The sequence below is a fragment of the Microbulbifer sp. ABH2_005 genome, from assembly GCF_056160005.1.
In genome coordinates this window covers 3,785,359-3,812,324 of record NZ_JBSWWI010000001.1, presented here as the reverse complement: position 1 = coordinate 3,812,324, position 26,966 = coordinate 3,785,359, and the positions used below count along the sequence as shown (strand labels likewise).

34 protein-coding genes are annotated in these 26,966 nt (G+C 54.7%); 32 read left to right on the top strand and 2 right to left on the bottom strand.

Annotated features, from left to right (window positions below):
• Window positions 1-10 precede the first annotated feature (10 nt).
• The 6 genes from rpoB (at window position 11) to tuf (ending at window position 13,121) form a co-directional block, all read left to right on the top strand.
• Complete coding sequence (rpoB, locus tag ACXAFI_RS16535) at window positions 11-4,084, top strand: DNA-directed RNA polymerase subunit beta (protein WP_152451126.1); 4,074 nt, start codon at window positions 11-13, stop codon at window positions 4,082-4,084.
• 130 nt (window positions 4,085-4,214) lie between these two features.
• Complete coding sequence (gene rpoC / locus ACXAFI_RS16530) at window positions 4,215-8,444, top strand: DNA-directed RNA polymerase subunit beta' (protein WP_475109652.1); 4,230 nt, start codon at window positions 4,215-4,217, stop codon at window positions 8,442-8,444.
• Between the two features lie 249 nt (window positions 8,445-8,693).
• The gene (gene rpsL / locus ACXAFI_RS16525) at window positions 8,694-9,068 is read left to right on the top strand and encodes a 30S ribosomal protein S12 (RefSeq protein WP_067150990.1); all 375 of its coding nucleotides are present in this window, start codon (window positions 8,694-8,696) and stop codon (window positions 9,066-9,068) included.
• A 110-nt stretch (window positions 9,069-9,178) separates the two neighbouring features.
• Entirely contained in the window at window positions 9,179-9,649 is a 471-nt protein-coding gene (gene rpsG, locus ACXAFI_RS16520; protein WP_152451131.1) for a 30S ribosomal protein S7, read from the top strand.
• 90 nt (window positions 9,650-9,739) lie between these two features.
• Window positions 9,740-11,845, top strand: a complete 2,106-nt coding sequence (fusA, locus tag ACXAFI_RS16515; RefSeq protein ID WP_444920949.1) for an elongation factor G — start codon at window positions 9,740-9,742, stop codon at window positions 11,843-11,845.
• Window positions 11,846-11,927: 82 nt separating this feature from the next.
• Window positions 11,928-13,121, top strand: coding sequence for an elongation factor Tu (gene tuf, locus ACXAFI_RS16510; RefSeq protein ID WP_444920948.1), 1,194 nt, complete (start codon window positions 11,928-11,930; stop codon window positions 13,119-13,121).
• 14 nt (window positions 13,122-13,135) lie between these two features.
• On the opposite strand, the gene ACXAFI_RS16505 is transcribed toward tuf, so the two are convergent.
• Both ACXAFI_RS16505 and ACXAFI_RS16500 read right to left on the bottom strand, forming a co-directional pair.
• Window positions 13,136-13,426, bottom strand: a complete 291-nt coding sequence (locus ACXAFI_RS16505; RefSeq protein WP_475109651.1) for a hypothetical protein — start codon at window positions 13,424-13,426, stop codon at window positions 13,136-13,138.
• 285 nt (window positions 13,427-13,711) lie between these two features.
• Window positions 13,712-14,188 (bottom strand): aminoacyl-tRNA deacylase, encoded by a 477-nt coding sequence (locus tag ACXAFI_RS16500; protein WP_152451136.1) that lies wholly within the window; start codon window positions 14,186-14,188, stop codon window positions 13,712-13,714.
• A 175-nt stretch (window positions 14,189-14,363) separates the two neighbouring features.
• On the opposite strand from ACXAFI_RS16500, the gene rpsJ reads away from it, so the two are divergent.
• The 26 genes from rpsJ to rpsD all read left to right on the top strand — a co-directional run bounded on the left by rpsJ (window position 14,364) and on the right by rpsD (window position 26,922).
• Window positions 14,364-14,675, top strand: a complete 312-nt coding sequence (gene rpsJ, locus ACXAFI_RS16495) for a 30S ribosomal protein S10 (RefSeq protein WP_010133849.1) — start codon at window positions 14,364-14,366, stop codon at window positions 14,673-14,675.
• Window positions 14,676-14,786: 111 nt separating this feature from the next.
• Window positions 14,787-15,422 (top strand): 50S ribosomal protein L3, encoded by a 636-nt coding sequence (rplC, locus tag ACXAFI_RS16490; RefSeq protein WP_152451138.1) that lies wholly within the window; start codon window positions 14,787-14,789, stop codon window positions 15,420-15,422.
• An 18-nt stretch (window positions 15,423-15,440) separates the two neighbouring features.
• A complete protein-coding gene (rplD, locus tag ACXAFI_RS16485) occupies window positions 15,441-16,055 on the top strand; it encodes a 50S ribosomal protein L4 (protein ID WP_152451141.1) in 615 nt (204 codons plus the stop codon).
• Window positions 16,052-16,348, top strand: coding sequence for a 50S ribosomal protein L23 (rplW, locus tag ACXAFI_RS16480; protein WP_152451143.1), 297 nt, complete (start codon window positions 16,052-16,054; stop codon window positions 16,346-16,348). The genes rplD and rplW overlap by 4 nt, the downstream gene beginning before the upstream one ends.
• A gap of 14 nt (window positions 16,349-16,362) precedes the next feature.
• Window positions 16,363-17,187: a 50S ribosomal protein L2 gene (rplB, locus tag ACXAFI_RS16475; protein WP_152451145.1), complete on the top strand. Its 825-nt coding sequence runs from the start codon at window positions 16,363-16,365 to the stop codon at window positions 17,185-17,187.
• 37 nt (window positions 17,188-17,224) lie between these two features.
• Window positions 17,225-17,503, top strand: coding sequence for a 30S ribosomal protein S19 (gene rpsS, locus ACXAFI_RS16470; protein WP_020411388.1), 279 nt, complete (start codon window positions 17,225-17,227; stop codon window positions 17,501-17,503).
• 15 nt (window positions 17,504-17,518) lie between these two features.
• Entirely contained in the window at window positions 17,519-17,851 is a 333-nt protein-coding gene (gene rplV, locus ACXAFI_RS16465) for a 50S ribosomal protein L22 (protein WP_020411389.1), read from the top strand.
• A gap of 19 nt (window positions 17,852-17,870) precedes the next feature.
• Entirely contained in the window at window positions 17,871-18,551 is a 681-nt protein-coding gene (gene rpsC, locus ACXAFI_RS16460) for a 30S ribosomal protein S3 (protein WP_152451147.1), read from the top strand.
• An 11-nt stretch (window positions 18,552-18,562) separates the two neighbouring features.
• Window positions 18,563-18,976 (top strand): 50S ribosomal protein L16, encoded by a 414-nt coding sequence (gene rplP / locus ACXAFI_RS16455; protein ID WP_020411391.1) that lies wholly within the window; start codon window positions 18,563-18,565, stop codon window positions 18,974-18,976.
• Window positions 18,976-19,167: a 50S ribosomal protein L29 gene (rpmC, locus tag ACXAFI_RS16450; protein WP_020411392.1), complete on the top strand. Its 192-nt coding sequence runs from the start codon at window positions 18,976-18,978 to the stop codon at window positions 19,165-19,167. The genes rplP and rpmC overlap by 1 nt, the downstream gene beginning before the upstream one ends.
• 2 nt (window positions 19,168-19,169) lie before the next feature.
• Complete coding sequence (rpsQ, locus tag ACXAFI_RS16445; protein ID WP_152451149.1) at window positions 19,170-19,433, top strand: 30S ribosomal protein S17; 264 nt, start codon at window positions 19,170-19,172, stop codon at window positions 19,431-19,433.
• Between the two features lie 46 nt (window positions 19,434-19,479).
• Window positions 19,480-19,848: a 50S ribosomal protein L14 gene (rplN, locus tag ACXAFI_RS16440; protein ID WP_020411394.1), complete on the top strand. Its 369-nt coding sequence runs from the start codon at window positions 19,480-19,482 to the stop codon at window positions 19,846-19,848.
• A 20-nt stretch (window positions 19,849-19,868) separates the two neighbouring features.
• Window positions 19,869-20,180, top strand: a complete 312-nt coding sequence (gene rplX / locus ACXAFI_RS16435) for a 50S ribosomal protein L24 (protein WP_152451151.1) — start codon at window positions 19,869-19,871, stop codon at window positions 20,178-20,180.
• 31 nt (window positions 20,181-20,211) lie between these two features.
• On the top strand, window positions 20,212-20,751 hold the full coding sequence (gene rplE / locus ACXAFI_RS16430; protein ID WP_152451153.1) for a 50S ribosomal protein L5: 540 nt from the start codon (window positions 20,212-20,214) through the stop codon (window positions 20,749-20,751).
• A 9-nt stretch (window positions 20,752-20,760) separates the two neighbouring features.
• The gene (gene rpsN, locus ACXAFI_RS16425) at window positions 20,761-21,066 is read left to right on the top strand and encodes a 30S ribosomal protein S14 (RefSeq protein ID WP_152451155.1); all 306 of its coding nucleotides are present in this window, start codon (window positions 20,761-20,763) and stop codon (window positions 21,064-21,066) included.
• Window positions 21,067-21,106: 40 nt separating this feature from the next.
• On the top strand, window positions 21,107-21,499 hold the full coding sequence (gene rpsH / locus ACXAFI_RS16420) for a 30S ribosomal protein S8 (protein WP_152451157.1): 393 nt from the start codon (window positions 21,107-21,109) through the stop codon (window positions 21,497-21,499).
• A 12-nt stretch (window positions 21,500-21,511) separates the two neighbouring features.
• Window positions 21,512-22,045 (top strand): 50S ribosomal protein L6, encoded by a 534-nt coding sequence (gene rplF / locus ACXAFI_RS16415; protein ID WP_152451159.1) that lies wholly within the window; start codon window positions 21,512-21,514, stop codon window positions 22,043-22,045.
• 13 nt (window positions 22,046-22,058) lie between these two features.
• Window positions 22,059-22,409: a 50S ribosomal protein L18 gene (gene rplR, locus ACXAFI_RS16410; protein WP_152451161.1), complete on the top strand. Its 351-nt coding sequence runs from the start codon at window positions 22,059-22,061 to the stop codon at window positions 22,407-22,409.
• A 10-nt stretch (window positions 22,410-22,419) separates the two neighbouring features.
• Complete coding sequence (rpsE, locus tag ACXAFI_RS16405; RefSeq protein WP_152451163.1) at window positions 22,420-22,926, top strand: 30S ribosomal protein S5; 507 nt, start codon at window positions 22,420-22,422, stop codon at window positions 22,924-22,926.
• A gap of 38 nt (window positions 22,927-22,964) precedes the next feature.
• Window positions 22,965-23,150 carry a 50S ribosomal protein L30 gene (gene rpmD / locus ACXAFI_RS16400; protein WP_020411402.1) on the top strand — a complete coding sequence of 62 codons (186 nt, stop codon included), beginning with the start codon at window positions 22,965-22,967 and terminating at the stop codon, window positions 23,148-23,150.
• A 1-nt stretch (window position 23,151) separates the two neighbouring features.
• Window positions 23,152-23,586, top strand: a complete 435-nt coding sequence (rplO, locus tag ACXAFI_RS16395) for a 50S ribosomal protein L15 (protein ID WP_020411403.1) — start codon at window positions 23,152-23,154, stop codon at window positions 23,584-23,586.
• An 11-nt stretch (window positions 23,587-23,597) separates the two neighbouring features.
• Window positions 23,598-24,944 carry a preprotein translocase subunit SecY gene (secY, locus tag ACXAFI_RS16390; protein WP_020411404.1) on the top strand — a complete coding sequence of 449 codons (1,347 nt, stop codon included), beginning with the start codon at window positions 23,598-23,600 and terminating at the stop codon, window positions 24,942-24,944.
• 41 nt (window positions 24,945-24,985) lie between these two features.
• On the top strand, window positions 24,986-25,102 hold the full coding sequence (gene rpmJ / locus ACXAFI_RS16385; protein WP_010133825.1) for a 50S ribosomal protein L36: 117 nt from the start codon (window positions 24,986-24,988) through the stop codon (window positions 25,100-25,102).
• Between the two features lie 348 nt (window positions 25,103-25,450).
• Window positions 25,451-25,807: a 30S ribosomal protein S13 gene (gene rpsM, locus ACXAFI_RS16380; protein WP_152451165.1), complete on the top strand. Its 357-nt coding sequence runs from the start codon at window positions 25,451-25,453 to the stop codon at window positions 25,805-25,807.
• An 89-nt stretch (window positions 25,808-25,896) separates the two neighbouring features.
• Window positions 25,897-26,286: a 30S ribosomal protein S11 gene (gene rpsK, locus ACXAFI_RS16375; RefSeq protein ID WP_020411406.1), complete on the top strand. Its 390-nt coding sequence runs from the start codon at window positions 25,897-25,899 to the stop codon at window positions 26,284-26,286.
• A gap of 15 nt (window positions 26,287-26,301) precedes the next feature.
• Window positions 26,302-26,922, top strand: coding sequence for a 30S ribosomal protein S4 (gene rpsD / locus ACXAFI_RS16370; RefSeq protein ID WP_152451167.1), 621 nt, complete (start codon window positions 26,302-26,304; stop codon window positions 26,920-26,922).
• The last annotated feature ends 44 nt before the right edge of the window (window positions 26,923-26,966 follow it).

The window sequence follows — 26,966 nt, the reverse complement described above, 5'->3', positions numbered from 1 at the left end:
GGGAATTTGAATGGCTTACTCATATACTGAGAAAAAACGTATCCGCAAGGATTTTGGCAAACTGCCTAAGGTCATGGATGTGCCCTTCCTGCTTGCGATACAGCTGGATTCATATCGCAATTTTACACAGGCCGACAAGCGCCCCGACGACCGCTTGGACGTTGGCCTGCAGGCGGCGTTTAAATCCGTATTTCCGATTGTCAGCTATTCCGGAAATGCCGCCCTGGAGTACGTGAGCTATACCCTGGGTAAGCCCGCCTTTGATGTCAAGGAATGTACCCTGCGCGGCGTGACTTACGCCTGCCCGCTGCGTGTACGTGTGCGTCTGATTATTTACGATAAAGAGTCTGCCAATAAGTCCATCAAGGACATCAAAGAGCAGGAAGTCTACATGGGCGAGATTCCGCTCATGACCGACAACGGTACCTTTGTGATTAATGGTACCGAGCGTGTAATCGTTTCCCAGCTGCACCGCTCCCCAGGTGTTTTCTTCGATCACGATAAAGGCAAGACTCACTCCTCCGGTAAGCTGTTGTACGCCGCGCGCGTAATCCCCTACCGTGGTTCCTGGCTGGACTTCGAATTCGATCCAAAAGATCTGGTATTCGTGCGCATCGACCGCCGCCGCAAACTTCCAGCGACGATTCTGTTGCGCGCTCTGGGTTATAGCTCCCAGGAAATGCTGGAAATGTTCTTCGAGACCAGCAAGTTCGAACTGCAGGAAGATCGCGTTAGCCTGGAACTGATTCCCTCCCGCCTGCGCGGTGACGTGGCTTCTTTTGATATCAAAGATGGCCAGGGCAAGGTGATTGTGGAAGAGGGGCGTCGTATCACTCCGCGCCATATTCGCCAACTGGAAAAAGCCGGCGTAGAAAAGCTGGACGCGCCGTTGGAGTACCTATTTGGCCGTATTCTGGCTCACGATATTATCGATGAGTCTACTGGTGAAATTGCAGTCGAGTGTAATGCTGAGATTACCGCTGAGGTGATCGCGCAGCTGCGTGCTCTGAATATCAAGCAGTTCGAAACGCTGTATACCAACGATCTGGACCGCGGACCGTTTATCTCCGATACCTTGCGTGCAGAGCCTTCCCGCACCCAGCTGGAAGCGCTGGTAGAAATCTACCGTATGATGCGCCCGGGCGAGCCGCCCACCAAGGAGTCTGCGGAATCCCTGTTTGAAAACCTGTTCTTCACCGACGAGCGCTACGACCTGTCTGCCGTTGGCCGTATGAAGTTCAATCGCCGCCTGGGCCGCGAAGACGAAACTGGCCAGGGCACCCTAAGCAAAGAAGATATCGTCGATGTACTGAAAACATTGATCGATATCCGCAACGGTCAGGGTATGGTCGATGATATCGACCACCTGGGTAACCGCCGCGTGCGTTCCGTCGGTGAAATGGCCGAGAACCAGTTCCGTGTGGGTTTGGTACGTGTTGAGCGCGCGGTGAAAGAGCGTCTGTCCATGGCGGAGTCCGAAGGCCTGATGCCGCAGGACCTGATCAATGCCAAGCCGGTGGCCGCTGCGGTGAAGGAGTTCTTCGGTTCCTCACAGCTCTCCCAGTTTATGGACCAGAACAACCCGCTGTCGGAAGTGACCCACAAGCGCCGTGTTTCCGCACTGGGCCCAGGTGGTCTGACCCGCGAGCGCGCCGGCTTCGAAGTACGCGACGTACACCCGACGCACTACGGCCGCGTATGTCCGATTGAGACGCCGGAAGGACCGAACATCGGTCTGATCAACTCCCTGGCAACTTATGCTCGTGCCAACCATTACGGCTTCCTCGAGAGTGCCTACCGCAAAGTGGTTGACGGCAAGGTAACTGACGAAATCGAGTACCTGTCTGCGATCAACGAAGCAAACTACGTTATCGCCCAGGCCTCTGCGGCAGTGGATGACAACGGTAACTTCGTTGACGACCTGGTGAGCGTACGTCACCACAATGAGTTTGCTTTGAAAGCTCCGGCAGAAATCCAATATATGGATGTCTCTGCCAAGCAGGTGGTCTCCGTAGCTGCGGCGATGATCCCGTTCCTTGAGCACGATGACGCCAACCGCGCATTGATGGGATCGAACATGCAGCGTCAGGCGGTTCCAACCCTGCGCGCAGAAAAGCCGCTGGTAGGCACCGGTATGGAGCGCACCGTAGCGCGCGACTCCGGCGTGTGCGTGGTTGCCAAGCGCGGCGGCATTATTGAGCGTGTCGACTCCAGCCGCGTGGTAGTCCGTGTAGCGGACGCCGAGGTTGAAGCCGGTGATGCAGGTGTGGATATCTACAACCTGACCAAGTACATCCGTTCCAACCAAAATACCTGTATCAATCAGCGTCCGATTGTTAACACTGGTGATCGCGTAACCCGCGGCGATATCCTCGCCGATGGTCCCTCGGTAGATCTGGGTGAGCTGGCTCTGGGCCAGAACATGCGCATCGCGTTTATGCCCTGGAACGGTTACAACTTTGAGGACTCCATCCTCATCAGTGAGCGTGTTGTACAGGAAGACCGTTTCACCACGATCCATATTCAGGAACTGACCTGTATCGCCCGTGACACCAAACTGGGCAGCGAGGAAATCACTGCGGATATCCCCAACGTGGGTGAGTCTGCGCTGAATAAGTTGGATGAGTCCGGCATCGTATATATCGGTGCGGAAGTAGGTGCCGGCGATATCCTGGTCGGTAAGGTGACCCCTAAAGGCGAAGCACAGCTGACCCCGGAAGAGAAGCTGCTGCGCGCTATCTTCGGTGAAAAAGCTTCCGACGTTAAAGACACCTCTCTGCGTGCGCCCAGTGGCACCCGCGGTACCGTGATCGACGTGCAGGTGTTCACCCGTGACGGCCTGCAGAAAGACCAGCGCTCTATCGATATCGAGAAGGCTCAGCTGGATGAGGTTCGCAAGGATCTCAACGAGGAATACCGCATTGTTGAAGGTGCGACTTTTGAGCGTCTGCAGCAAGCGCTACAGGGCCAGAAGGCTGCCGGTGGTAAAGGTATCAGCAAGGGCCAGGAGCTCACCGCTGAAGTACTGGGTGGACTGCCGCGCGAAGACTGGTTCAAGCTGCGCATGGAAGACGAGAGTCTCAACGAGCAGCTGGAGAAGGCCGAAGCACAGCTGAAAGAGCGTCGCAAGCTGCTCGACGAAGCCTTCGAAGACAAGAAGAAAAAACTGGAGTCTGGCGATGACCTGGCTCCGGGCGTGCTGAAAATCGTCAAGGTTTACCTGGCTATCAAACGCCGCATCCAGCCGGGTGACAAGATGGCCGGTCGCCACGGTAACAAGGGTGTGATCTCCGTGATCAAGCCCGTTGAGGATATGCCTTACGACCAAAACGGTGAGCCAGTCGATATCGTTCTGAACCCGCTGGGTGTTCCCTCGCGGATGAACGTTGGTCAGGTTCTGGAAATGCACCTGGGTATGGCTGCGAAAGGTCTTGGCGTAAAAATCGACAAGATGATCAAGGACCAGCAGGAAGTCGCCAAGGTGCGTGGGTTCCTGGAAGAGGTATACAACTCCACAGGCGGTCGCAAGGAAGAACTGGATCAGTTCTCCGATCAGGAAGTCATGACCATGGCGCAAAACCTGCGTCGCGGTGTGCCTATGGCGACTCCGGTATTCGATGGTGCCGATGAGAGCGAGATCAAGCAGTTGCTGCGCCTCGCCGATATCCCCGATTCCGGCCAGATCACTTTGCACGACGGTCGTACCGGTGATGCTTTCGAGCGTCCGGTTACCGTGGGCTACATGTACATGCTGAAGCTGAACCACCTGGTAGACGACAAGATGCACGCGCGTTCTACCGGTTCCTACAGCCTGGTTACCCAGCAGCCGCTGGGTGGTAAGGCACAGTTCGGTGGTCAGCGCTTCGGGGAGATGGAAGTGTGGGCGCTGGAAGCCTACGGCGCCGCATACACCCTGCAGGAAATGCTCACGGTCAAATCCGATGACGTGGAAGGGCGGACCAAGATGTACAAAAACATCGTGGATTCCGACCACCGTATGGAGCCCGGCATGCCGGAGTCCTTCAACGTACTGGTTAAGGAAATCCGCTCTCTCGGTATGAATTTCGAGCTCGAGCACGAGTAAGACCGATTGGTGCAAAAGCCTGTTCGCAGGTGAATTGAGACAAGTGCCGGCACCCCAAAGCTGTGGGATTGCCGGCCCGCCCGGCCCGGCGTAACGGCCGGGTTGACTACCCCCTAGTGGAGGAAAGGCCTTGAAAGATTTATTAAATCTGGTGAAGTCCCAGGAGCACCTGGAAGAGTTTGATGCGATTCGTATCGGTCTGGCTTCGCCGGACATGATCCGCTCCTGGTCCTACGGCGAAGTGAAGAAGCCGGAGACCATCAACTACCGTACCTTCAAGCCCGAGCGCGAAGGTCTGTTCTGCGCCAAGATCTTCGGTCCGGTCAAGGACTACGAGTGCCTGTGCGGTAAGTACAAGCGCATGAAGCACCGCGGCATTATCTGTGAGAAGTGCGGTGTCGAAGTCACCAAAGCCAAGGTGCGCCGCGAACGTATGGGCCACATCGAACTGGCCAGCCCGGTTGCGCACATCTGGTTCTTGAAATCTCTGCCGTCCCGTATCGGTCTGCTGCTGGATATGACCCTGCGCGATATCGAGCGCGTGTTGTACTTCGAATCCTACGTGGTCACCGAGCCCGGCATGACTACCCTGGAGCGCGGTCAGCTGCTGAACGATGAGCAGTACTTTGAGGCGATGGAAGAGTTCGCCGATGAGTTCGAAGCGAAAATGGGTGCCGAGGCAATCCAGGAACTGATGGCAGATATCGAGCTGCCAGCGGAAATCCAGCGTCTGCGCGAAGAGATTCCGGCGACCAATTCCGAAACCAAGATCAAGAAACTGTCCAAGCGCCTGAAGTTGCTGGAAGCCTTCTACAAATCCGGCAACAACCCGGAGTGGATGGTGATGAAGGCTCTGCCGGTTCTGCCGCCGGATCTGCGTCCGCTGGTACCGCTGGATGGTGGCCGTTTCGCGACCTCTGATCTGAACGACCTTTACCGTCGCGTGATCAACCGTAACAACCGCCTGAAGCGCCTGCTCGAGCTGAACGCGCCAGATATTATCGTGCGCAACGAAAAGCGCATGCTGCAGGAATCTGTGGACGCACTGCTGGATAACGGCCGCCGCGGCCGCGCCATCACCGGCTCCAACAAGCGCCCGCTGAAGTCCCTGGCGGACATGATTAAAGGTAAGCAGGGCCGCTTCCGTCAGAACCTGCTGGGTAAGCGTGTGGACTACTCCGGTCGTTCCGTGATCGTGGTTGGCCCGACCCTGCGCCTGCACCAGTGTGGTCTGCCCAAGAAAATGGCTTTGGAGCTGTTCAAACCGTTTATTTTCGGCAAGCTCGAAACTCGCGGTCTGGCCACTACCATCAAAGCCGCCAAGAAAATGGTGGAGCGCGAAGAGGCTATCGTTTGGGATATTCTCGACGAGGTGATCCGCGAACACCCGGTACTGCTCAACCGTGCACCGACCCTGCACCGCCTGGGTATTCAGGCGTTCGAGCCGGTACTGATTGAAGGTAAAGCGATCCAGCTGCACCCGCTGGTTTGTGCGGCCTATAACGCCGACTTTGACGGCGACCAGATGGCGGTACACGTACCGTTAACTATCGAGGCGCAGCTGGAATCCCGCGCGCTGATGATGTCCACCAATAACATCCTGTCGCCAGCCAACGGTGAGCCGATCATCGTACCGTCCCAGGACGTGGTACTGGGCCTGTACTGGATGACCCGCGAGCGCGTGAACGATAAAGGCGAGGGCATGTTCTTCTCCGATATCAAAGAAGTGAGCCGCGCCTTCTACGCCAAGCAGGTTGGCCTGCAGGCGAGGGTTAAGGTGCGTATCCGCGAAAATATCGTCGGTGAAGATGGTGAGAAGCACGAAACCATCTCTGTACAGGACACCACTGTTGGCCGCGCGCTGCTGTGGAATATCGTACCGGAAGGCCTGCCGTTCTCGCTGGTTAACCAGCCGATGAAGAAGAAGTCCATCTCCCGTGTACTGAACGAGTGCTACCGTAAGGTGGGCCTGAAGGCGACCGTTATCTTCGCCGACCAGCTGATGTACACCGGTTTTGATTTCTCCACCAAGTCCGGTTCCTCCATTGGTGTGAACGACTTCGAAATCCCGGCTGAAAAAGCTCAGTTGATCGAATCCGCCGAAGCGGAAGTAAAAGAAATCGAAAGCCAGTTCGCCTCCGGTCTGGTAACCGCCGGTGAAAAATACAACAAGGTCATCGATGTTTGGTCCCGTACCAACGATAAGGTGACCCAGGCGATGATGGCGGGTATTAAGAAAGAGCCCGTGATTGACCGAGAGGGCAAAGAGACCCAGCAGGACTCTTTCAACTCTGTTTTCATGTATGCCGATTCTGGTGCTCGTGGTTCTGAAGCACAGATTCGTCAGCTCGCTGGTATGCGTGGTCTGATGGCACGTCCGGATGGCTCCATTATCGAGAACGCCATTACCGCGAACTTCCGTGAAGGTCTGACCGTACAGCAGTACTTCATCTCGACCCACGGTGCTCGTAAAGGTCTGGCGGATACCGCACTAAAAACCGCGAACTCCGGTTACTTGACCCGTCGTCTGGTAGACGTTGCTCAGGATGTGGTAATTACCGAACTGGATTGTGGCACCGACGACGGCCTGACCATGGCGCCGGTGATCGAGGGCGGTGACGTTATCGAATCTCTCGGTGACCGTATCCTTGGTCGTGTTGTGGCTCGCGATGTATTGAAGCCCGGCAGCGATGAAATCGCCGTTTCCGCCGGCACCATGATCGACGAGAAGTGGGTAGAGCGCATCGAAGCCATGGGTATCGATGAGGTTCTGGTTCGCTCCCCGATCACCTGTACTACTGCACACGGTATCTGTGCCCAGTGTTACGGCCGCGACCTGGCCCGAGGCCACCGCGCCAACCCGGGTGAATCTGTGGGCGTTGTTGCCGCACAGTCCATCGGTGAGCCGGGCACCCAGCTGACCATGCGTACCTTCCACATCGGTGGTGCTGCGAGCCGTGCTTCTGCCGCAGACAGCATCCAGGTGAAGCTGGGCGGTACCGTACGTCTGCACAATGTGAAGACCGTTAAGACCGAAGCTGGCAACTTGGTTGCGGTTTCCCGTTCTGGTGAATTGGCGATTGCCGATAGCGCCGGCCGCGAGCGCGAGCGCTACAAGTTGCCTTACGGTGCTGTGATCAGCGTTAACGAGGGGAGTTCGGTAGATGGTGGCCAGATCGTGGCCAAGTGGGATCCGCACACCCACCCAATCATTACCGAAGTTGCCGGCTGGGTGAAACTGTCTGGCATGGAAGAGGGCCTCTCGATCCGCAAGCAGACTGATGAAATTACCGGTCTGTCCTCAATCGAGATTATCGACCCGGCCGAGCGTCCCTCTGCGGGTAAAGACCTGCGTCCGGCGGTGACCCTGGTTGATGAGAATGGTGAAGAGCTGACCCTGGCTAACAGTAATGCGCCTGCGCACTACGCACTGCCAGCGCGCGCGATCCTCAGCCTGAAAAATGGCGACAAGGTGAACGTGGGCGACGTTATCGCACGTATTCCGCAGGAATCCGGCGGTACCAAGGACATCACCGGTGGTCTGCCGCGTGTTGCCGACCTGTTTGAAGCGCGTAAGCCGAAAGAACCGTCCATCCTGGCGGAGATCTCCGGTACCGTTTCCTTCGGTAAAGAGACTAAAGGCAAGGTGCGTCTGCAGATCACCCCGCGCGACGGCAAGCCGCTGGCCAACGGTAAGGACCACTACGAGGTTCTGATTCCTAAGCACCGCCAGCTGACTGTGTTCGAAGGTGAAACTGTAGAGAAGGGCGAGGTTATCTCCGATGGCCCGTCCAACCCGCACGATATTCTGCGCCTGAAAGGCGTTGAAGAACTGGCGCGCTACATCACTAACGAGATCCAGGAAGTTTACCGTCTCCAGGGTGTAGGCATTAACGATAAGCACATCGAGACCATCGTGCGCCAGATGCTGCGCAAGGTGGAAATCCTCGAAATGGGCGATTCCGGCTTTATTAAAGGCGACCAGGTGGAATACCAGCGTGTAATCGAAGAGAACGAGCAGCTGCGCGCCGAAGGCAAGCAGCCTGCACAGTTCGAGCGCCTGCTGCTGGGTATCACCAAAGCGTCTCTGGCCACCGAATCTTTCCTGTCTGCGGCTTCGTTCCAGGAGACCACCCGCGTTCTGACCGAAGCGGCGGTAACCGGCAAGGAGGACAGCCTGCGCGGCCTGAAAGAGAACGTGGTTGTTGGCCGTCTGATTCCGGCCGGTACCGGTCTGGCCTACCACGCAGAGCGCAAGCGCAAGCGCAACCTGCAGCTGGAAGAAACCTTCGGCGAAGGTCCTTCCGCAGCAGAGGTAGAAGCGGCACTGACCGAGGCCCTCAAGTCCTCTGGCGAATAAGGCGTATTCCATTTCATCCGATGATGGAGTGGGGTAGGTCGGGGCACTTCGGTGCCCGATCTGATATTGGCGACTGTCTGTGATGTAAGCACTTACTTCTGTCGCCGATTGACTAGGCGGGTTGTCGCTTATAGAATGCGGCCCCCGCTGATGTGGGGTGTTTCGTTCGACCTCTGGGTCGGCGCTACACACAGACGACAGGCCCTCACTTTCAGAGGTGGGGGCATTTTATTTTTGGAGTGATTTTTAATGGCAACGATCAACCAGTTGGTTCGTAAGCCGAGAAAACGCAAAGTCGAAAAAAGCGACGTTCCCGCTCTGCAGGCTAGCCCGCAGCGTCGTGGAGTTTGCACTCGTGTGTACACCACTACACCGAAAAAGCCGAACTCCGCACTGCGCAAGGTTTGCCGTGTGCGTCTGACCAACGGTTACGAAGTAACTTCGTACATCGGTGGTGAAGGCCACAACCTGCAGGAGCACAGCGTGGTACTGATTCGCGGCGGTCGTGTAAAAGACCTGCCGGGTGTGCGCTACCACACTGTACGCGGTGCACTTGACTGTGCCGGCGTAAACGACCGCAAGCAGGGCCGTTCTAAGTACGGCGCCAAGCGTCCTAAAGGTTAATCTCCTTTAACGATTTGCGTTTCGGTTTCCAACCGGAGTAAGGCTGAGCTCGCCGGATTGTAAGGTTTTACGGCGGCGTCTCAGAATAACCCTGAAGAGAGGCAATACCCATGCCGAGAAGACGAGTAGTCGCCAAGCGCGAAGTACTACCCGACCCCAAGTTCGGGAACGTCACCCTGGCCAAGTTCATGAACCACGTCATGATCAGCGGCAAGAAATCAGTAGCAGAGCGTATCGTATACGGTGCCCTTGAGACTATTTCTGAAAAATTGAACAAAGACCCGATCGAAGTATTCGAAGAGTCTTTGGAAAACATCGCGCCTATGGTGGAAGTTAAATCCCGCCGTGTTGGTGGTGCGACCTATCAGGTGCCTGTAGAAGTGCGCCCCTCGCGCCGTACGGCTCTGGCAATGCGTTGGCTGGTAGAGTTCTCCCGCAAACGCGGCGAGAAGTCTATGGCTCAGCGCCTGGCCAATGAAATGATCGATGCAGCTCAAAACAAGGGCGGCGCGGTCAAGAAGCGTGAAGATGTACACCGCATGGCGGAAGCCAACAAGGCGTTCTCTCACTACCGCTTCTAAGTCTGATGATTACCAACATCGGAAATTAATACCGAAAGGCAGCACGGAAATTTCCAGGCTGCCTTTTGCCGTTATATCGAGGATACAACTGTGGCACGTAAAACGCCTATCGCACGCTACCGTAACATCGGTATCTGTGCCCACGTAGACGCCGGTAAAACCACCACTACTGAGCGCGTACTTTTCTACACTGGTCTGTCCCACAAAATTGGTGAGGTGCACGAAGGCGCCGCAACCATGGACTGGATGGAGCAGGAGCAGGAGCGTGGTATTACCATCACCTCCGCTGCAACCACCTGTTTCTGGGCTGGCATGCAGCAGCAGTTCGACCAGCACCGCGTAAACATCATTGACACCCCAGGACACGTTGACTTCACCATTGAAGTAGAGCGCTCCCTGCGCGTACTCGACGGCGCGGTTGTTGTACTGTGTGGTTCCTCTGGTGTTCAGCCGCAAACTGAAACCGTTTGGCGCCAGGCCAACAAATACCACGTACCGCGTATGGTATTCGTGAACAAAATGGACCGCGCCGGTGCGAACTTCCGCAACGTTGTGAGCCAGCTGAAAGACCGCCTGAACGCGAACGCCGTACCGCTGCAAATGACCATCGGTGCCGAGGACGAGTTCAAGGGTGTTGTTGACCTGGTGAAAATGAAGGCCATTCTGTGGAATGAAGCCGATCAGGGCATGACCTTCGACTACGCTGACATCCCCGCTGAGCTGCAGGACGAGTGCGACGAAATGCGCGAGTACCTGGTAGAGGCGGCCGCTGAAGCCAGCGAAGAGCTGATGGAAAAGTACCTGGAAGAGGGTGAGCTGACAGAAGAAGAGATCAAGGCAGCGATCCGTCAGCGTACCCTGGCCAATGAAATCGTACCGGTTCTGGGCGGCTCTGCGTTCAAGAATAAGGGCGTGCAGGCCATGCTGGACGCGGTTATCGAATACCTGCCGGCGCCGACTGAAGTAAAGGCGATCGAAGGTACTCTGGAAGACGGTGAAACCGTTGAGACTCGCGAAGCCGACGATGACGCTCCGTTCGCCGCTCTTGCGTTCAAAATTGCTACCGACCCCTTCGTTGGTACTCTGACTTTCTTCCGCGTTTACTCCGGTAAGTTGGAGAGCGGTACTGCGGTATACAACTCCGTAAAAATGAAGAAAGAGCGCGTTGGTCGTATGGTGCAGATGCACTCCAACGATCGTAAAGAGATTAAAGAAGTACTGGCGGGTGACATCGCCGCTGCGATCGGTCTGAAAGACGTGACTACTGGTGACACTCTGTGTGCCGAAAACGCCAAGATCGTCCTCGAGCGCATGGAATTCCCAGAGCCGGTAATCTCCGTAGCGGTTGAGCCCAAGTCCAAGCCGGACCAGGAAAAAATGGGTATTGCCCTCGGCAAGCTGGCCCAGGAAGACCCGTCTTTCCGCGTGAAGACCGACGAAGAAACTGGCCAGACCATTATCTCTGGTATGGGTGAGCTGCACCTGGACATCATCGTCGACCGTATGCGTCGCGAGTTCAACGTTGAAGCGAACATCGGTAAGCCTCAGGTGGCCTACCGCGAAGCGATCCGTAACACTTCTGAGATCGAAGGCAAGTTCGTTCGTCAGTCCGGTGGTCGCGGTCAGTTCGGTCACGTTTGGGTGAAATTCGAGCCCGCCGAAGACGAGTCTGCGGAAGGCTTGGAATTCGTTAACGAGATCGTTGGCGGTGCAGTACCTAAGGAATATATCCCAGCGGTATCAAAAGGTATCGAAGAGCAGATGCAAAACGGTGTTCTGGCTGGCTACCCGCTGCTGGGCCTGAAAGCGACTCTGTACGACGGTTCCTACCACGATGTGGACTCCAGTGAAATGGCGTTTAAAATCGCCGGTTCCATGGCAACCAAGAAACTGTCCTCCGTGGGCGGTGCGGTACTGCTCGAGCCGATGATGAAGGTGGAAGTGGTTACTCCCGAAGAGAACATGGGTGACGTGGTCGGCGACCTCAACCGTCGTCGCGGCCTGATCCAGGGTATGGAAGACAACCCCGCTGGTAAGGTTGTAAACGCAGAAGTGCCTCTGGCAGAGATGTTCGGTTATGCAACCGATCTGCGTTCTGCAACTCAGGGCCGTGCTACCTACACCATGGAGTTCCTGAAGTACGCCGAAGCGCCGAAAAACGTTGCCGATGAGATCATCGCCAAGAACAAAGCCTAATTAACTTCTGCTCAAAAGGGTCCCCGGAAATAAAATAAACCGGGGGTTCCTTTGGCAAACTTTTAGCTAGAGGACATCTAAGATGGCAAAAGAAAAATTTGAACGTTCCAAGCCCCACGTGAACGTGGGCACCATCGGTCACGTTGACCACGGTAAAACCACCCTGACTGCTGCTCTAACTCGCGTATGTGCCGAGGTTTGGGGCGGTGCTGCCGTTGCTTTCGACGGTATCGACAATGCTCCAGAAGAGCGTGAGCGCGGTATCACCATCGCTACCTCTCACGTTGAGTACGAGTCCCCGACTCGCCACTACGCGCACGTAGACTGCCCCGGACACGCCGACTACGTTAAGAACATGATCACCGGTGCTGCTCAGATGGACGGCGCTATCCTGGTATGTTCCGCAGCTGACGGCCCCATGCCGCAGACTCGTGAGCACATCCTGCTGTCCCGTCAGGTAGGTGTACCTTACATCGTGGTATTCCTGAACAAAGCGGACATGGTAGACGACGAAGAGCTGCTCGAGCTGGTAGAAATGGAAGTTCGCGAACTTCTCGACCAGTACGAGTTCCCGGGTGACGACACTCCGATCATCGTTGGTTCTGCTCTGATGGCCCTGAACGGCGAAGACGACAACGAAATGGGTACTACCGCTGTTAAGAAGCTGGTAGAAACCCTGGACGAGTACATCCCTGAGCCGGAGCGTGCGGTAGACCTGCCGTTCCTGATGCCGATCGAAGACGTATTCTCTATCTCTGGCCGTGGTACTGTTGTTACCGGTCGTGTAGAGCGTGGTGTAATCAATACTGGCGACGAAGTAGAGATCGTTGGTATCCGCGAAACCACCACCACCACCTGTACTGGTGTTGAAATGTTCCGCAAGCTGCTCGACGAAGGTCGTGCTGGTGAGAACATCGGTGCGCTGCTGCGTGGCACCAAGCGTGACGAAGTTGAGCGTGGTCAGGTACTAGCTAAGCCGGGCTCCATCACTCCGCACACCAAGTTCGAAGCGGAAGTGTACATCCTGTCCAAGGACGAAGGTGGTCGTCACACTCCGTTCTTTAAAGGCTACCGTCCTCAGTTCTACTTCCGTACTACCGACGTAACTGGTGCGGTAGAGCTGCCGGAAGGCACTGAAATGGTAATGCCGGGCGACAACATTCAAATGGTTGTTACCCTGATCGCTCCGATCGCCATGGAAGACGGCCTGCGCTTCGCTATCCGCGAAGGTGGTCGTACCGTAGGTGCGGGCGTTGTTGCCAAGATCATCGAGTAATCGTTACTCTTGATCTAAATAAAAAACCGCAGCGGACGCGCTGCGGTTTTTTTGTTTAAAGTTTCCCTTTTCTCTTTTCTCTTTTCTCTTTGCTTTTCTTTGGTTGCTCTGCGCAGTGGCTTTCTGTCCAAGCTCAGCGTAATCCCTAAACCTTTTCCAATTGTAAAAAAGTTAAGGTTGGCTCTTAGGTCTATAAGAGTTTCACGGTAAAAATTCATTGGGTGTGTTTTTACGGTGGCGATATTGAATCGCGCTGCCTTAGTTTGTCTTGGGTAAAGTGCAGGGCTGTATTGTTTAGATCGCAAGTGCGCTAAATCCTCTAAAGGCGCTCTGTAGCCCGCTGTGAGTTGAGCTGTTACCAGCTGGTCTTCTCTCCAGTAAGCCTTGTATAGGTGTCTGTAGGGGGTAGTACTGCTTCAGATGCGCACCCTATGGATTTGCCAGGGGCTCATTGATGAATTCGATAGTGTGTGAAGGTGAGCTGTCTACCAATTAAGGCCCTGTGGTGCTCAATTTGATCTGCACCACAGGGTCATCTTGCTTAATGGGTACTCCTTTGCTGTAAAGGAGCTATTTAGAGCTCAAAACTGTTATGGCCAGTCTTTGCTGAGGTCGGCACTTCGGCACCCGGCAAACAGTTTATTGAATTGTGGACCATTCATTTCCACCAATTCTTCGTGATCTCCCGCCTCAAAAAAGATCGTTTCACAGCGACTGAGCCCGCTGTCTAGCAGAGTAGTAATGCCATAAGCCTGTCCGATGGGGGGGAGGGCGCCCAGTTCGCAGTCGGGGAAAACTGACCCCAGTTCATTCTCTGCGACCATCTCCAGGCCATTGCGGCCGGTTTCCATGTGTACGGCCCGCAAGTCTAGGCTGCTGCTAGCGGGGATAACCACCATGACAAAGCCTTCTTTGTCCCTCAGTAGTATGGCTTTGGCTACTTGGTCTTCGCGCACATGCGCAGAGTGCGCGCTCTCACGGCTGGTACTTGTGTGGGGATGCTGTATCAGATGGTAATCGACCGATTGGTCGTTCAAGTATTGACTCAATCTTGCGGCAATAGTCACGGCTGTACCCTCGTTTTACTTAAGGTACTTCATTGTAGTTTGAGCAGATTGAAATTTGATCAGGCTGTACAGTTGACAGCCTCTTGCGAGGCTCGTAGAATTCGCGCTCCTTTTCGCCCGCCCTCGGGGCTGCGAGAAAGGACGTTCTTTAGTTCATAAGTTGGAGTTTGATTCCATGCAGGGTCAACGTATCCGAATTCGCCTGAAGGCGTTCGACCACAAGCTGATCGACGCGTCTACCCAGGAGATCGTAGAGACGGCTAAGCGCACTGGTGCGCAAGTTCGCGGTCCAATCCCGCTGCCGACTCGCAAAGAGAAGTACACCGTACTGATTTCCCCGCACGTTAACAAAGACGCTCGCGACCAGTATGAGATCCGTACTCACAAGCGTTTGCTGGACATCGTTGAGCCTACCGAGAAAACCGTCGACGCGCTGATGAAGCTCGATCTGGCGGCCGGTGTTGAGGTCCAAATTAGTCTCGGCTAAACACTTTTAACTAACTACCGAACCCCAGGCGAAAAAGGTCTGGGTAGTGTAACGCTCTGAAACTGGGCGGCCGCAGTGGGTTAAAGCCCCGTGCACTGAGAGGTTAATAAGATGACTATAGGTATTGTCGGCCGCAAGAGCGGCATGACTCGCATCTTCACTGAAGATGGCGTATCCATTCCGGTAACCGTTGTTGAGGTTGCTCCGAATCGCGTCACCCAAGTGAAAACCGTGGAAACCGATGGCTATACCGCTGTTCAAGTAGCAGTGGGTACCCGTAAGGCTTCCCGTGTCTCCAAGCCCGAAGCGGGCCACTTCGCCAAAGCCAATGTAGAGGCTGGCACTAATCTTTTCGAACTGCGCACTGACGGTTCTGAAGAGACTTTCGAAATCGGTTCTGAAATCACTGTTAGCAGCTTTGAAGCTGGCCAGAAGATTGACGTAACCGGCACTTCCAAGGGTAAAGGTTTCCAGGGTGGCGTTAAACGCTGGAATTTCCGCACTCAGGACGCAACCCACGGTAACTCTCTGTCTCACCGCGCTCCCGGTTCTATCGGTCAGTGCCAGACTCCTGGCCGCGTATGGAAAGGCAAGAAAATGGCCGGACACATGGGTGCTGAGCGTGTGACCGTGCAGAACCTGGAAGTAGTTCGTGTTGATGCCGAACGCAACCTGCTGCTGGTTAAAGGCGCTGTTCCCGGTGCTCCCGGTGGCAACGTTATCGTTCGTCCGGCAGTAAAAGCCTAAGTCTGAGGGGAATTAGATATGGAACTGAATATCGCTACTCCCGAAGGCGCTAAAGGCACAGTAGCTGTCTCTGAAGTGACTTTCGGACGTGAGTTCAACCAAGATCTGGTACACCAGGCAGTTGTCGCCTATATGGCTGGCGCTCGTCAGGGTACCAAGGCGCAGAAGAATCGTTCTGATGTTTCCGGTGGCGGTAAAAAGCCCTGGCGCCAAAAGGGTACTGGCCGCGCGCGTGCCGGTACTATCCGCAGCCCGCTGTGGCGTTCCGGTGGTGTAACTTTCGCCGCTGATCCGCGCGATCACAGCGTTAAGCTGAACAAGAAGATGTACCGCGCTGCACTGCGCTGCATCCTGTCTGAGCTGGCTCGTCAGGAGCGCCTGGTAGTGGTTGAGTCCTTCGATGTGGACGCACCCAAGACCAAGCAACTGGTAAGCAAATTGGCTCAGTTCGATCTCGCTGAAGCGCTGATCGTGACTGAAGAGGTTAGCGAAAACCTGTACCTGGCCGCTCGCAACTTGCACAAAATCGATATCCGTGATGTGCAGGCGATCGACCCAGTAAGCCTGATTCGCTTTGATAAGGTCGTGGTTACCGTTTCTGCACTCAAGAAAATTGAAGAGGTGCTGGGATGAACCAAGAGCGACTCTACAAAGTACTGCTGGGCCCGGTAATTTCCGAAAAAGCTGCTGTGCTGGCCGATAGTGCCAACCAGGTAGTTTTCAAGGTTTCCACCGATGCCGAAAAAGCTGAGATCAAGGCCGCGGTTGAAAAACTGTTTAACGTTTCTGTTGAGCAGGTTCGCACCGTGAACGTAAAAGGCAAAACCAAGCGCACCCGCTACGGCATGGGCCGTCGCAGCGATTGGAAAAAAGCCTACGTTCGCCTGGCCGAAGGCAGCGACATCAACTTTGAAGCTGCTGAGTAAAGGGGACTGTTACAATGGCAATTGTAAAAACAAAACCGACCTCCGCCGGCCGTCGTCACCTGGTTAAGGTTGTTAACCCCGACCTGCACAAGGGTGCTCCTTACGCTCCTCTTTTAGAGAGCAAGAGCAAAAGCGGTGGCCGTAACAACAACGGTCGTATCACCACTCGTCATATCGGTGGTGGTCACAAGCAGCACTACCGTGTAATCGACTTCAAGCGCAACAAAGACGGTATTCCGGCTAAAGTTGAGCGTCTGGAGTACGATCCCAACCGCAGCGCACATATCGCTCTGGTTTGTTACGCGGATGGTGAGCGTCGTTACATTATCGCACCGAAAGGCCTCAAGGCTGGCGCTACCATTCAGTCCGGCGATGCCGCACCGATTGCTGTGGGCAACACCCTGCCTCTGCGCAACGTTCCGGTGGGTTCTGTAATTCACGGTATCGAGCTGAAGCCTGGTAAAGGTGCTCAGCTGGCTCGCTCCGCTGGTGCTTCTGTACAGCTGGTAGCCCGTGAAGGCCAGTACGCGACTATTCGTCTGCGTTCCGGCGAAATGCGCAAGGTTCTCTCTGAGTGCCGCGCGACACTGGGCGAAGTAAGCAACTCCGAGCACAGCCTGCGTAAGCTGGGTAAAGCCGGTGCTGCTCGCTGGCGCGGTGTTCGTCCTACCGTTCGCGGTGTGGCGATGAACCCGGTAGATCACCCGCATGGTGGTGGTGAAGGCCGTACCTCTGGTGGCCGTCACCCGGTTACTCCGTGGGGCGTTCCGACCAAGGGTAAGAAAACGCGCAAGAACAAGCGCACCGATAAGATGATAGTACGTCGCCGCGGCAAATAAGCCGCGCGGTGTCTGAGCAGCTAGAGAGGAATCGACAGTGCCACGCTCATTAAAGAAAGGTCCCTTTATTGATCTTCACTTGATCAAGAAGGTGGAGGCGGCGATTGAAGCAAACGATCGTCGGCCGATTAAAACCTGGTCCCGCCGTTCCATGATTATGCCGGAAATGGTTGGACTGACGATTGCCGTGCACAACGGTCGTCAACACGTGCCCGTTTTGGTTAACGAAGAAATGGTTGGCCATAAACTGGGCGAGTTCGCTGCTACCCGCACTTACCGCGGTCACGCTGCGGACAAGAAAGCGAAGAAGCGCTAAGCCGAGGTTATAAAGATGGAAGTAGCAGCAAAATTACGCGGCGCACGTCTATCGGCGCAAAAGGCGCGACTGGTAGCTGATCAGGTTCGCGGCAAAGGCGTTGAAGAAGCCCTGGATATTCTTGCATTTAGCAATAAAAAGGGTGCGGCGATCGTTAAGAAAGTACTGGAGTCGGCCATTGCCAACGCCGAGCACAACGAAGGTGCTGACGTTGACGAGCTGAAAGTTTCCACAATTTTTGTGGACGAAGGTATGACCATGAAGCGCATTAAACCGCGTGCGAAAGGTCGTGCAGATCGCATTCTTAAGCGTACTTGTCACATCACTGTGAAAGTGGCCGAGAAATAAGAGAGCAGGCGAGAAAACCATGGGACAAAAAGTACATCCTACCGGCATTCGTCTGGGTATCGTTAAAAAGCATACCTCTGTTTGGTATGCCGGCAGCGACGAGTACGCAGACAAGCTGTACACGGATCTGAAAGTTCGCGAATACATTCGCAAAAAACTGGCCCACGCTTCCGTGAGCCGCATCGAGATCGAACGTCCGGCGAACACCGCTCGTGTGACTATTCACACTGCGCGTCCGGGCATCGTGATCGGTAAAAAAGGTGAAGACGTAGAACGTCTGCGCAACGACGTAAGTGCGCAGATGGGCGTACCTGTGCACATCGACATCGAAGAAGTGCGCAAGCCTGATATGGACGCCGCTCTGGTTGGCCAGAACGTTGCCCAGCAGCTGGAACGCCGCGTTATGTTCCGTCGCGCTATGAAGCGTGCCGTACAGAACGCTATGCGTCAGGGCGCTGAAGGTATCAAGATTCAGGTAAGTGGTCGTCTCGGTGGTGCGGAAATCGCACGTACCGAATGGTACCGCGAAGGTCGTGTGCCTCTGCACACCCTGCGTGCCAACATCGATTACGCCACTGCTGAAGCGATGACTACCTACGGCATCATCGGTATCAAGGTGTGGATCTTTAAAGGCGAAGTCATCGGTGACGAAATGCCCGATGAGAAGCCGGCTAAGACCCGCAAGAAAGCTGCTAAATAAGGGGTACGCAGATGCTGCAACCAAAGCGTACAAAATTCCGCAAGGTACAGAAGGGTCGCAACCGCGGTCTTTCTCAGCGCGGCTCTAAAGTGAGCTTTGGCGAGTTTGGCCTCAAGGCCATCGGTCGCGGTCGCATTACTGCGCGCCAGATCGAAGCGGCTCGTCGCGCAATGACTCGTCACGTTAAACGTGGCGGTAAAATCTGGATTCGCGTGTTTCCGGACAAGCCAATTACCAATAAGCCCCTCGAAGTCCGTATGGGTAAAGGTAAAGGTGGCGTTGAATACTGGGTAGCTCAGATCCAGCCGGGCAAAGTCCTCTATGAAATGGAGGGTGTGTCCGAAGAGCTGGCTCGTGAGGCTTTCGCACTTGCTGCGGCCAAGCTGCCTGTAAAAACAACTTTCGTTAAGCGTTCGGTGATGTAATGAAGACTGCAGATCTACGCGAAAAGTCAGTTGAAGAGCTGAACCAGGAACTGCTGAACCAGCTCGAAGCTCAATTTAAGCTTCGTATGCAAAAGTCCACCGGTCAGCTGGCTCAGACTCATCTGCTGAAGCAGACTCGTCGCGACATTGCTCGCATAAAGACTGTGTTGACCGAGAAGGCAGGTAACTAATCATGGCTGAAGCAAAACTGAAGCGTACTCTGACCGGTAAGGTTGTGAGTGACAAGATGGATAAAACCATCACCGTTTTGATCGAGCGCCGTGTTAAGCACCCGATCTACGGCAAAATTGTGAGCAAGTCCACCAAGCTCAAGGCACATGACGAGAACAATGATTGCAACATCGGTGATGTTGTAACCATCGAGGAATCTCGTCCGCTGTCTAAGAGCAAGTCCTGGTCCTTGCAGAAAATTGTAGAGCGTGCGGCGAAGGTATAACCCCTAGCGCATTGACTGCCGAATTGAAAGGTTTCGGAGAGAGACAATGATTCAAGCGGAATCCTACTTAGAAGTAGCTGACAACAGTGGGGCTCGCCGCGTCATGTGCATCAAGGTGCTGGGCGGCTCCCATCGTCGTTATGCCGGCGTGGGCGACATTATCAAGGTAACCGTTAAGGAAGCCATTCCCCGCGGTAAAGTAAAGAAAGGTCAGGTAATGAACGCTGTTGTGGTTCGCACCAAAAAAGGTGTGCGCCGTAACGACGGTTCCCTGATTAAATTTGACGATAACGCAGCGGTACTGCTGAACCAGCAATTGGCGCCGGTTGGCACCCGTATTTTTGGTCCGGTAACTCGCGAACTGCGCGGTGAGAAGTTCATGAAGATCATCTCGCTCGCCCCCGAAGTTATCTAAGCCTCGAGCGGAGAAGAGTTATGCGCAAGATCAAGCGTGACGATGAAGTGATCGTTATCGCCGGTCGCGACAAGGGCAAACGTGGTTCAGTACGTAAAGTACTGAACGACGGCCGCCTGATTGTTTCCGGCATACAGATGATCAAGAAACACCAAAAGCCAAATCCCCAGCTGGGCATTGCTGGTGGCATCGTTGAGAAAGAAGCTGCTATTCAGGCTTCCAACGTAGCCATCTTCAACCCTAACACCCAGAAGGCTGACCGGGTGGGCTTTAAAGTACTGGAAGACGGCACTAAGATTCGCGTCTTCAAATCCAGCGGCGAAGCCATCTAAGGCTCTTGACGCAAAAGCAGGTTGGTAGATCATGGCAAAGCTTAAAGAGCTCTACACTAAGGAACTCGCGCCCAAGCTTAAAGAAGAGCTGGGTCTCGAGAATGTGATGGCAGTGCCGCGCATCACCAAGATCACCATCAACATGGGTGTTGGTGAAGCGATTGGTGATAAAAAGGTGCTGGAGCACGCTGTCAACGATATGACAGCAATTACTGGTCAAAAGCCCATCGTTACTAAAGCGCGCAAGTCTATTGCGGGCTTTAAGATTCGCGACGGTTGGCCGATCGGCTGCAAGGTAACTCTGCGCGGTGAGCGCATGTATGAGTTCCTGGAGCGTTTGGTTGATATCGCGATTCCGCGTATCCGTGACTTCCGTGGCATTAGCCCGAAGCAGTTCGACGGCCGCGGTAACTTCTCTATGGGCGTGACCGAGCAAATCATCTTCCCGGAAATTGACTACGACAAAGTAGACAAGCTCCGCGGTCTGGATATTTGTATTACCACTACAGCTGCAAGCGACGATCAAGGTCGCGCGCTGCTGAAAGCGTTCAACTTCCCTTTCAAGGGATAAGAGGATTCCATGGCGAAGAAATCCATGATTGCGCGTGAAAACAAGCGCGCTCGAACCGCAGCTAAGTACGCTGAAAAGCGTCAAGAGCTGAAGGCGATCATCGCCAGTGCCACTGCTTCCGAAGAGGAGCAGTGGGAGGCTCAACTCAAGCTGCAAAAAATGCCGCGCGATGCAAGCCCGGTACGTCAGCAACGTCGCTGTCGTATCACTGGTCGCCCCCACGCCGTTTACCGCAAGTTCGGCCTGTGCCGTAACAAATTGCGTGAAGCCGCTATGCGTGGTGATGTTCCTGGCCTCGTGAAGTCCAGCTGGTAATTACCAGCTGGTTTAAGGCAGATTTGAGGAGTCTCATAAAATGAGTATGCAAGATCCGTTGGCAGATATGCTGACTCGCATCCGCAATGCCCTGGCACGCGGAAAAGCGGAAGTCACCATGCCTTCATCCAAACTGAAAGTAGCTGTAGCCAAAGTCCTGAAAGACGAAGGTTATGTTACTGATTTGAATGTAAGCGAAGGTAGTAAGCCGGAGTTGACCATTGCCCTGAAATACTTCCAGGGTAAACCGGTTATCGCCGAGCTGAACCGCGTTTCCCGTCCGGGTTTGCGCGCTTACACTGGTAAAAAAGCTCTGCCAACCGTACGCGGTGGTCTGGGTATCGCGATCGTTTCCACCTCCAATGGTGTGATGACTGATCGCGCTGCGCGTCAGGCCGGTGTCGGTGGTGAAGTGCTTTGCACCGTATTCTAAGCGGGGGTCGCAATGTCTCGAGTAGCAAATAGTCCGGTAGTTATCCCCGCAGGTGTTACCGTTGACCTGAAAGGTCAAAACATCGCTGTTAAAGGCGGTAGCGGTAACCTGGATATGGTTATTCACGGTGATGTAGAAGTTGGCCAGGCTGACAGCCAGCTGACTTTTGCCGCGCGCAATAACTCCAAGCAAGCCAGAGCTCTTGCGGGTACCACCCGTGCACTGGTTAACAACATGGTGATAGGCGTAAGCGCTGGCTTCGAGAAGAAGTTGCAGTTGCTGGGTGTAGGTTATCGTGCGAAAGCCGCCGGTAAAACGGTTAACCTGACCCTGGGCTTCTCCCATCCGATCGATTATCAGTTGCCGGAAGGTGTGACTGCGGAAACACCATCCCAGACTGAAATCGTACTCAAGAGCAGCAATAAACAGCTGTTGGGCCAAGTGGCCGCTGAGATCCGTGCGTTCCGTCCGCCGGAGCCCTACAAAGGTAAGGGTGTCCGTTATGCCGATGAGCGCGTGTATCGCAAAGAGGCCAAGAAGAAGTAAATAGGGCATAGATATGAACGTTAAGAAAGCATCTCGCTTGCGTCGTGCACGTCGTGCCCGCGCTAAGATCCGTGAGCTGGGCGCCGTTCGCCTCACCGTGAACCGCACACCGCGTCACATTTACGCACAGATCCTGTCTGCCGAAGGCAACTCGGTATTGGCTTCCGCCTCTACCCTGGACAAGGACCTGCGCGAAGGTAAAACCGGTAACGCCGATGCCGCTTCCGCGGTTGGCAAACTGATCGCTGAGCGCGCGAAAGCCGCTGGTGTTGAAGAAGTTGCCTTCGATCGCAGTGGCTTCAAGTACCATGGCCGTATTAAGGCTTTGGCTGACGCTGCCCGCGAAGCCGGTCTGAAATTCTAAGGGTTGAGTTATGGCTAGAGAGAAAGACAAAAGCAACGACGAAGGCCTGCAGGAAAAGCTGGTCCAGGTTAATCGCGTTGCCAAGACTGTTAAAGGTGGTCGTATCTTCGCCTTTACCGCACTGACCGTAGTTGGCGACGGCAATGGCCGTATCGGTTTTGGTCGTGGCAAGGCGCGTGAAGTGCCTGTTGCGATTCAGAAAGCGATGGAAGCTGCACGCCGCAACATGATCCAGGTAGAACTGAATGGTGATACCATCCAGTACGCTACCAATGGTCGTCACGGTGGTTCCAAGGTTTACATGCAGCCCGCTTCCCAGGGTACCGGTGTAATTGCCGGCGGTGCCATGCGCTCCGTACTGGAAATGGCCGGTGTACACAACGTATTGGCTAAGTGCTACGGCTCCACCAACCCGGTGAACGTAGTGCGTGCAACTTTCAAAGCTCTGGATCAAATGCAGAGCCCGGGAGATGTTGCAGCCAAGCGCGGTAAATCAGTCGAAGAGATTCTGGGCTAATCACAGCTCGGATTTAAGGTTATTGGTGGGTTAAGACCATGGCTAAGAAGACCATTAAAGTCACCCAGACCAAAAGCATCAACGGACGCCTGAAAAGTCATCAGGCGTGCGTTGCGGGTCTGGGCCTGCGCCGCATCGGCCACACAGTGGAAGTGGAAGATACTCCTTCCGTGCGCGGCATGATCAATAAAGTAAACTACCTGGTTAAGGTTGAGGGGGAATAACATGCGTTTGAATGACCTGTCTCCCGCACAAGGCCACAAGCACAGCGCCAAGCGCGTTGGCCGTGGTATTGGTAGTGGTTTAGGTAAGACCGGTGGCCGCGGCCACAAAGGTCAAAAAGCGCGTTCCGGCGGCAGCGTTCGTCCGGGCTTCGAAGGCGGTCAGATGCCTTTGCAGAAGCGTCTGCCTAAGTACGGTTTTACCGCTCGTGTTTCTCGCTTCACCGCAGAAGTACGTCTGGCAGAGCTGGCCAAGGTAGAAAGTGACGTAATCGATTTGGCAGCGCTTAAGAATGCCGATATCATCGGCAGCCATATTAAACGCGCCAAAGTGTTCCTCTCAGGTGAGCTGACTAAAGCTGTTACCGTAAAGGGTCTGGGAGTGACCAAAGGTGCAAAGGCGGCTATCGAAGCTGCTGGCGGTAAAATAGAAGACTAATCGAGGCGCCAATGGCACGACCAGGATCCGGTGGAAATCCCCTGGGCAACAGCAAGGGATTGGGCGAGCTTTGGGCTCGCCTTCGTTTTCTGTTTCTAGCGATACTAGTTTATCGCCTTGGAACACACATTCCGGTGCCCGGCATTGATCCGGAAAAGCTGTCAAACCTGTTTAATCAGAACCAGGGAACCATCCTTGGTCTGTTTAACATGTTCTCAGGCGGCGCCCTGGAAAGGATGAGTATTCTGGCGCTGGGCATCATGCCCTACATCTCCGCGTCCATCATCATGCAGTTGATGAGCGCGGTGACTCCCTCTCTGGAAGCTCTGAAGAAGGAAGGGGAGGCCGGAAGGCGTAAGATCAACCAGTACACCCGTTACCTGACGGTAGTGTTGGCCCTGATTCAGGGTATCGGCATGACTTTCGGGTTGGCAGGGCAGAACCTGGCTTACTCATCTGAGCCTGCGTTTGGTTTTTACTTTGTGGCGGTAACGTCACTGGTGACCGGTGCCGTATTCATGATGTGGCTCGGTGAGCAGATCACTGAGCGCGGAGTGGGCAACGGCATTTCCATGCTGATTTTTGCCGGTATCGTGGCAGGCTTGCCCGGCGCCATCGGCCAGGCGTTTGAGCAGGCCCGTCAGGGTGAGCTGCATATTCTTATGCTGCTGATCATCGGTGTTATCGCTCTAGCCGTGGTGTTCTTTGTGGTGGTGATGGAGCGCGGTCAGCGCCGAATTACCATCAACCACGCCAGGCGTCAGGCCGGTCGTTACTCCGCAGCACCCGCTGCGCAGGCGAGCCACCTGCCTCTGAAGGTGAACATGGCCGGTGTTATTCCGGTGATCTTCGCCAGCAGTATTCTGCTGTTCCCAGCGACGCTGGCACAGTGGTTTGGCCAGGGTGGTGAGGGTGTTGGTGCCCAGATCTTGCAGTGGATGGCATTGCAGCTGGGGCCGGGGCAGCCGCTGAACATTATTCTGTTCGCACTGCTGATTGGTTTCTTCTGTTTCTTCTATACGGCGTTGATGTTCAACCCGAATGAAGTTGCAGATAACCTGAAGAAGTCTGGTGCCTATGTACCTGGTATTCGTCCAGGTGAGCAGACAGCCCGCTATATCGACAGCGTGCTGACCCGACTCACTCTGGTAGGTGCTGTGTATATCGCACTGGTATCCCTGCTGCCGCAGTTCCTGGTAGTTGGGTTTAACGTTCCCTTCTATCTGGGGGGTACCTCACTGCTGATTGTTGTAGTAGTGGTGATGGACTTTATGGCGCAGGTACAATCGCATCTGCTGTCGCACCAGTACGAAGGCTTGATGAAAAAAGCGAACCTGCAAAGCTACGGTCGTCGCTAGTGCGTCACCTGCTCGCAGTTTGATTGAATTGAGGTAAGGTCATGAAAGTACGCGCTTCTGTAAAAAAGATCTGCCGTAACTGCAAAATCGTACGTCGCAAAGGCGTTCTGCGGGTAATCTGCAGCGCTGAGCCACGTCACAAGCAGCGTCAAGGCTAATAGGGGCCAGCCCCTTACAGAGAGCGTCCGGTGGGCGCCTCTGTAGAAGCTGGAAAAATTCGTCACTTGTTGCAGCCCCGTAACAAGTGGCAACACCATAAGGAATTTCTTTGTGGTGGGAGGTCAGTCCAAAGGGTGGGCCTCCAATAGGGGGCGTTGACTGTCGTCCACATCCGCTGCGGGAGGCCGTGGTGGGCGTGGGCTATTGCAATTTGGTGTCTGAAAAGCTATTCTTGCGCGCCTTTTTGGTGGCGCCGTCGGTTTTTTAGTCGCTGTCAGCGCCGAAATCAAAGTAGAGTCACATACTTAATATAAAGCAGTGACTCCCAATACGTGGAGTACGCCTCTATGGCACGTATTGCTGGTGTCAATGTACCAGACCACAAGCACGCCGTGATCTCCCTGACCCACATTTATGGGGTCGGTCTTACTACGGCTAAGTCTATTTTGGCAGCGGTTGGTATCGCTGAATCCACCAAAATCCGCGACCTGTCTGAAGAGCAGATCGAAACCATCCGCGGTGAAGTTGCAAAACTTACCGTAGAAGGCGACCTGCGCCGTGAAGTATCCATGAACATCAAGCGTTTGATGGACCTGGGTTGCTATCGCGGTCTGCGTCACCGTCGCAGCTTGCCGCTGCGTGGTCAGCGCACCAAGACCAATGCCCGTACCCGTAAGGGTCCGCGCAAGCCGATTCGCAAGTAAGCCTGATTATCAAGGCGCGAAATCGCGGTTTAACAAGCCCCGCCCGGCGATTAGCCGAGGGGATTTGATACAGGATTTAGGATACTGGTATGGCTAAGCCAAAAACTACTGTTCGCAAAAAGGTCAAAAAGACCGTTGTCGACGGTATTGCCCACATCCACGCATCGTTCAACAACACGATCGTGACGATCACTGATCGCCAGGGTAATACCCTCAGCTGGGCCACCGCAGGTGGATCTGGCTTCCGTGGCTCACGTAAGAGCACCCCGTTTGCAGCCCAGGTTGCCGCTGAGCGCGCAGGTACTGCAGCTCAGGAGTACGGCCTGAAAAACCTCGACGTAGAAGTGAAGGGCCCTGGCCCCGGTCGCGAATCCGCTGTTCGCGCACTGAACAACTGCGGCTACAAAATCACCAACATCACCGACGTGACGCCAATCCCGCATAACGGATGTCGTCCGCCCAAGAAACGTCGCGTGTAAGAGGGGGCTGATAGAATGGCACGTTATATTGGACCAAAATGTAAACTGTCCCGTCGTGAAGGGACTGACCTGCAGCTGAAGAGTGGTGTGCGTCCGCACGACTCCAAATGTCGCGCAGAATCCAAGCCCGGTCAGCATGGCGCTGGTCGCGGCCGTCTGTCCGACTACGGCATCCAGCTGCGCGAGAAGCAAAAAGTTCGTCGTATCTACGGCGTACTGGAAAAGCAGTTCCGCAACTACTATAAGGAAGCGGCTCGCCTGAAAGGCGCAACTGGTGAAAACCTGCTGCAACTCCTGGAAAAGCGCCTGGACAACGTGGTTTACCGCATGGGCTTCGGCTCAACTCGCTCTGAAGCGCGTCAGCTGGTTTCCCACAAGGCGATTCTGGTAAATGGCACTACTGTAAACATTCCTTCTTACCAAGTTAAAGAAGGCGATGTAATTGCTGTACGTGAAAAAGCCAAGAAGCAGCTGCGTATCCAGAATTCCGTTTCCCTCGCTGCCCAGCGTGGCGATGTCGAGTGGGTAGACGTAAACGCGAGCAAGCTGGAAGGCACTTTCAAGCGCATTCCAGATCGTGTCGATCTGCCGGCAGAGATCAACGAAAACCTTATTGTGGAACTGTACTCCAAGTAACAATTAGTTCACTTTAAGGAATGCAACTGTAAACAGGTATGGCT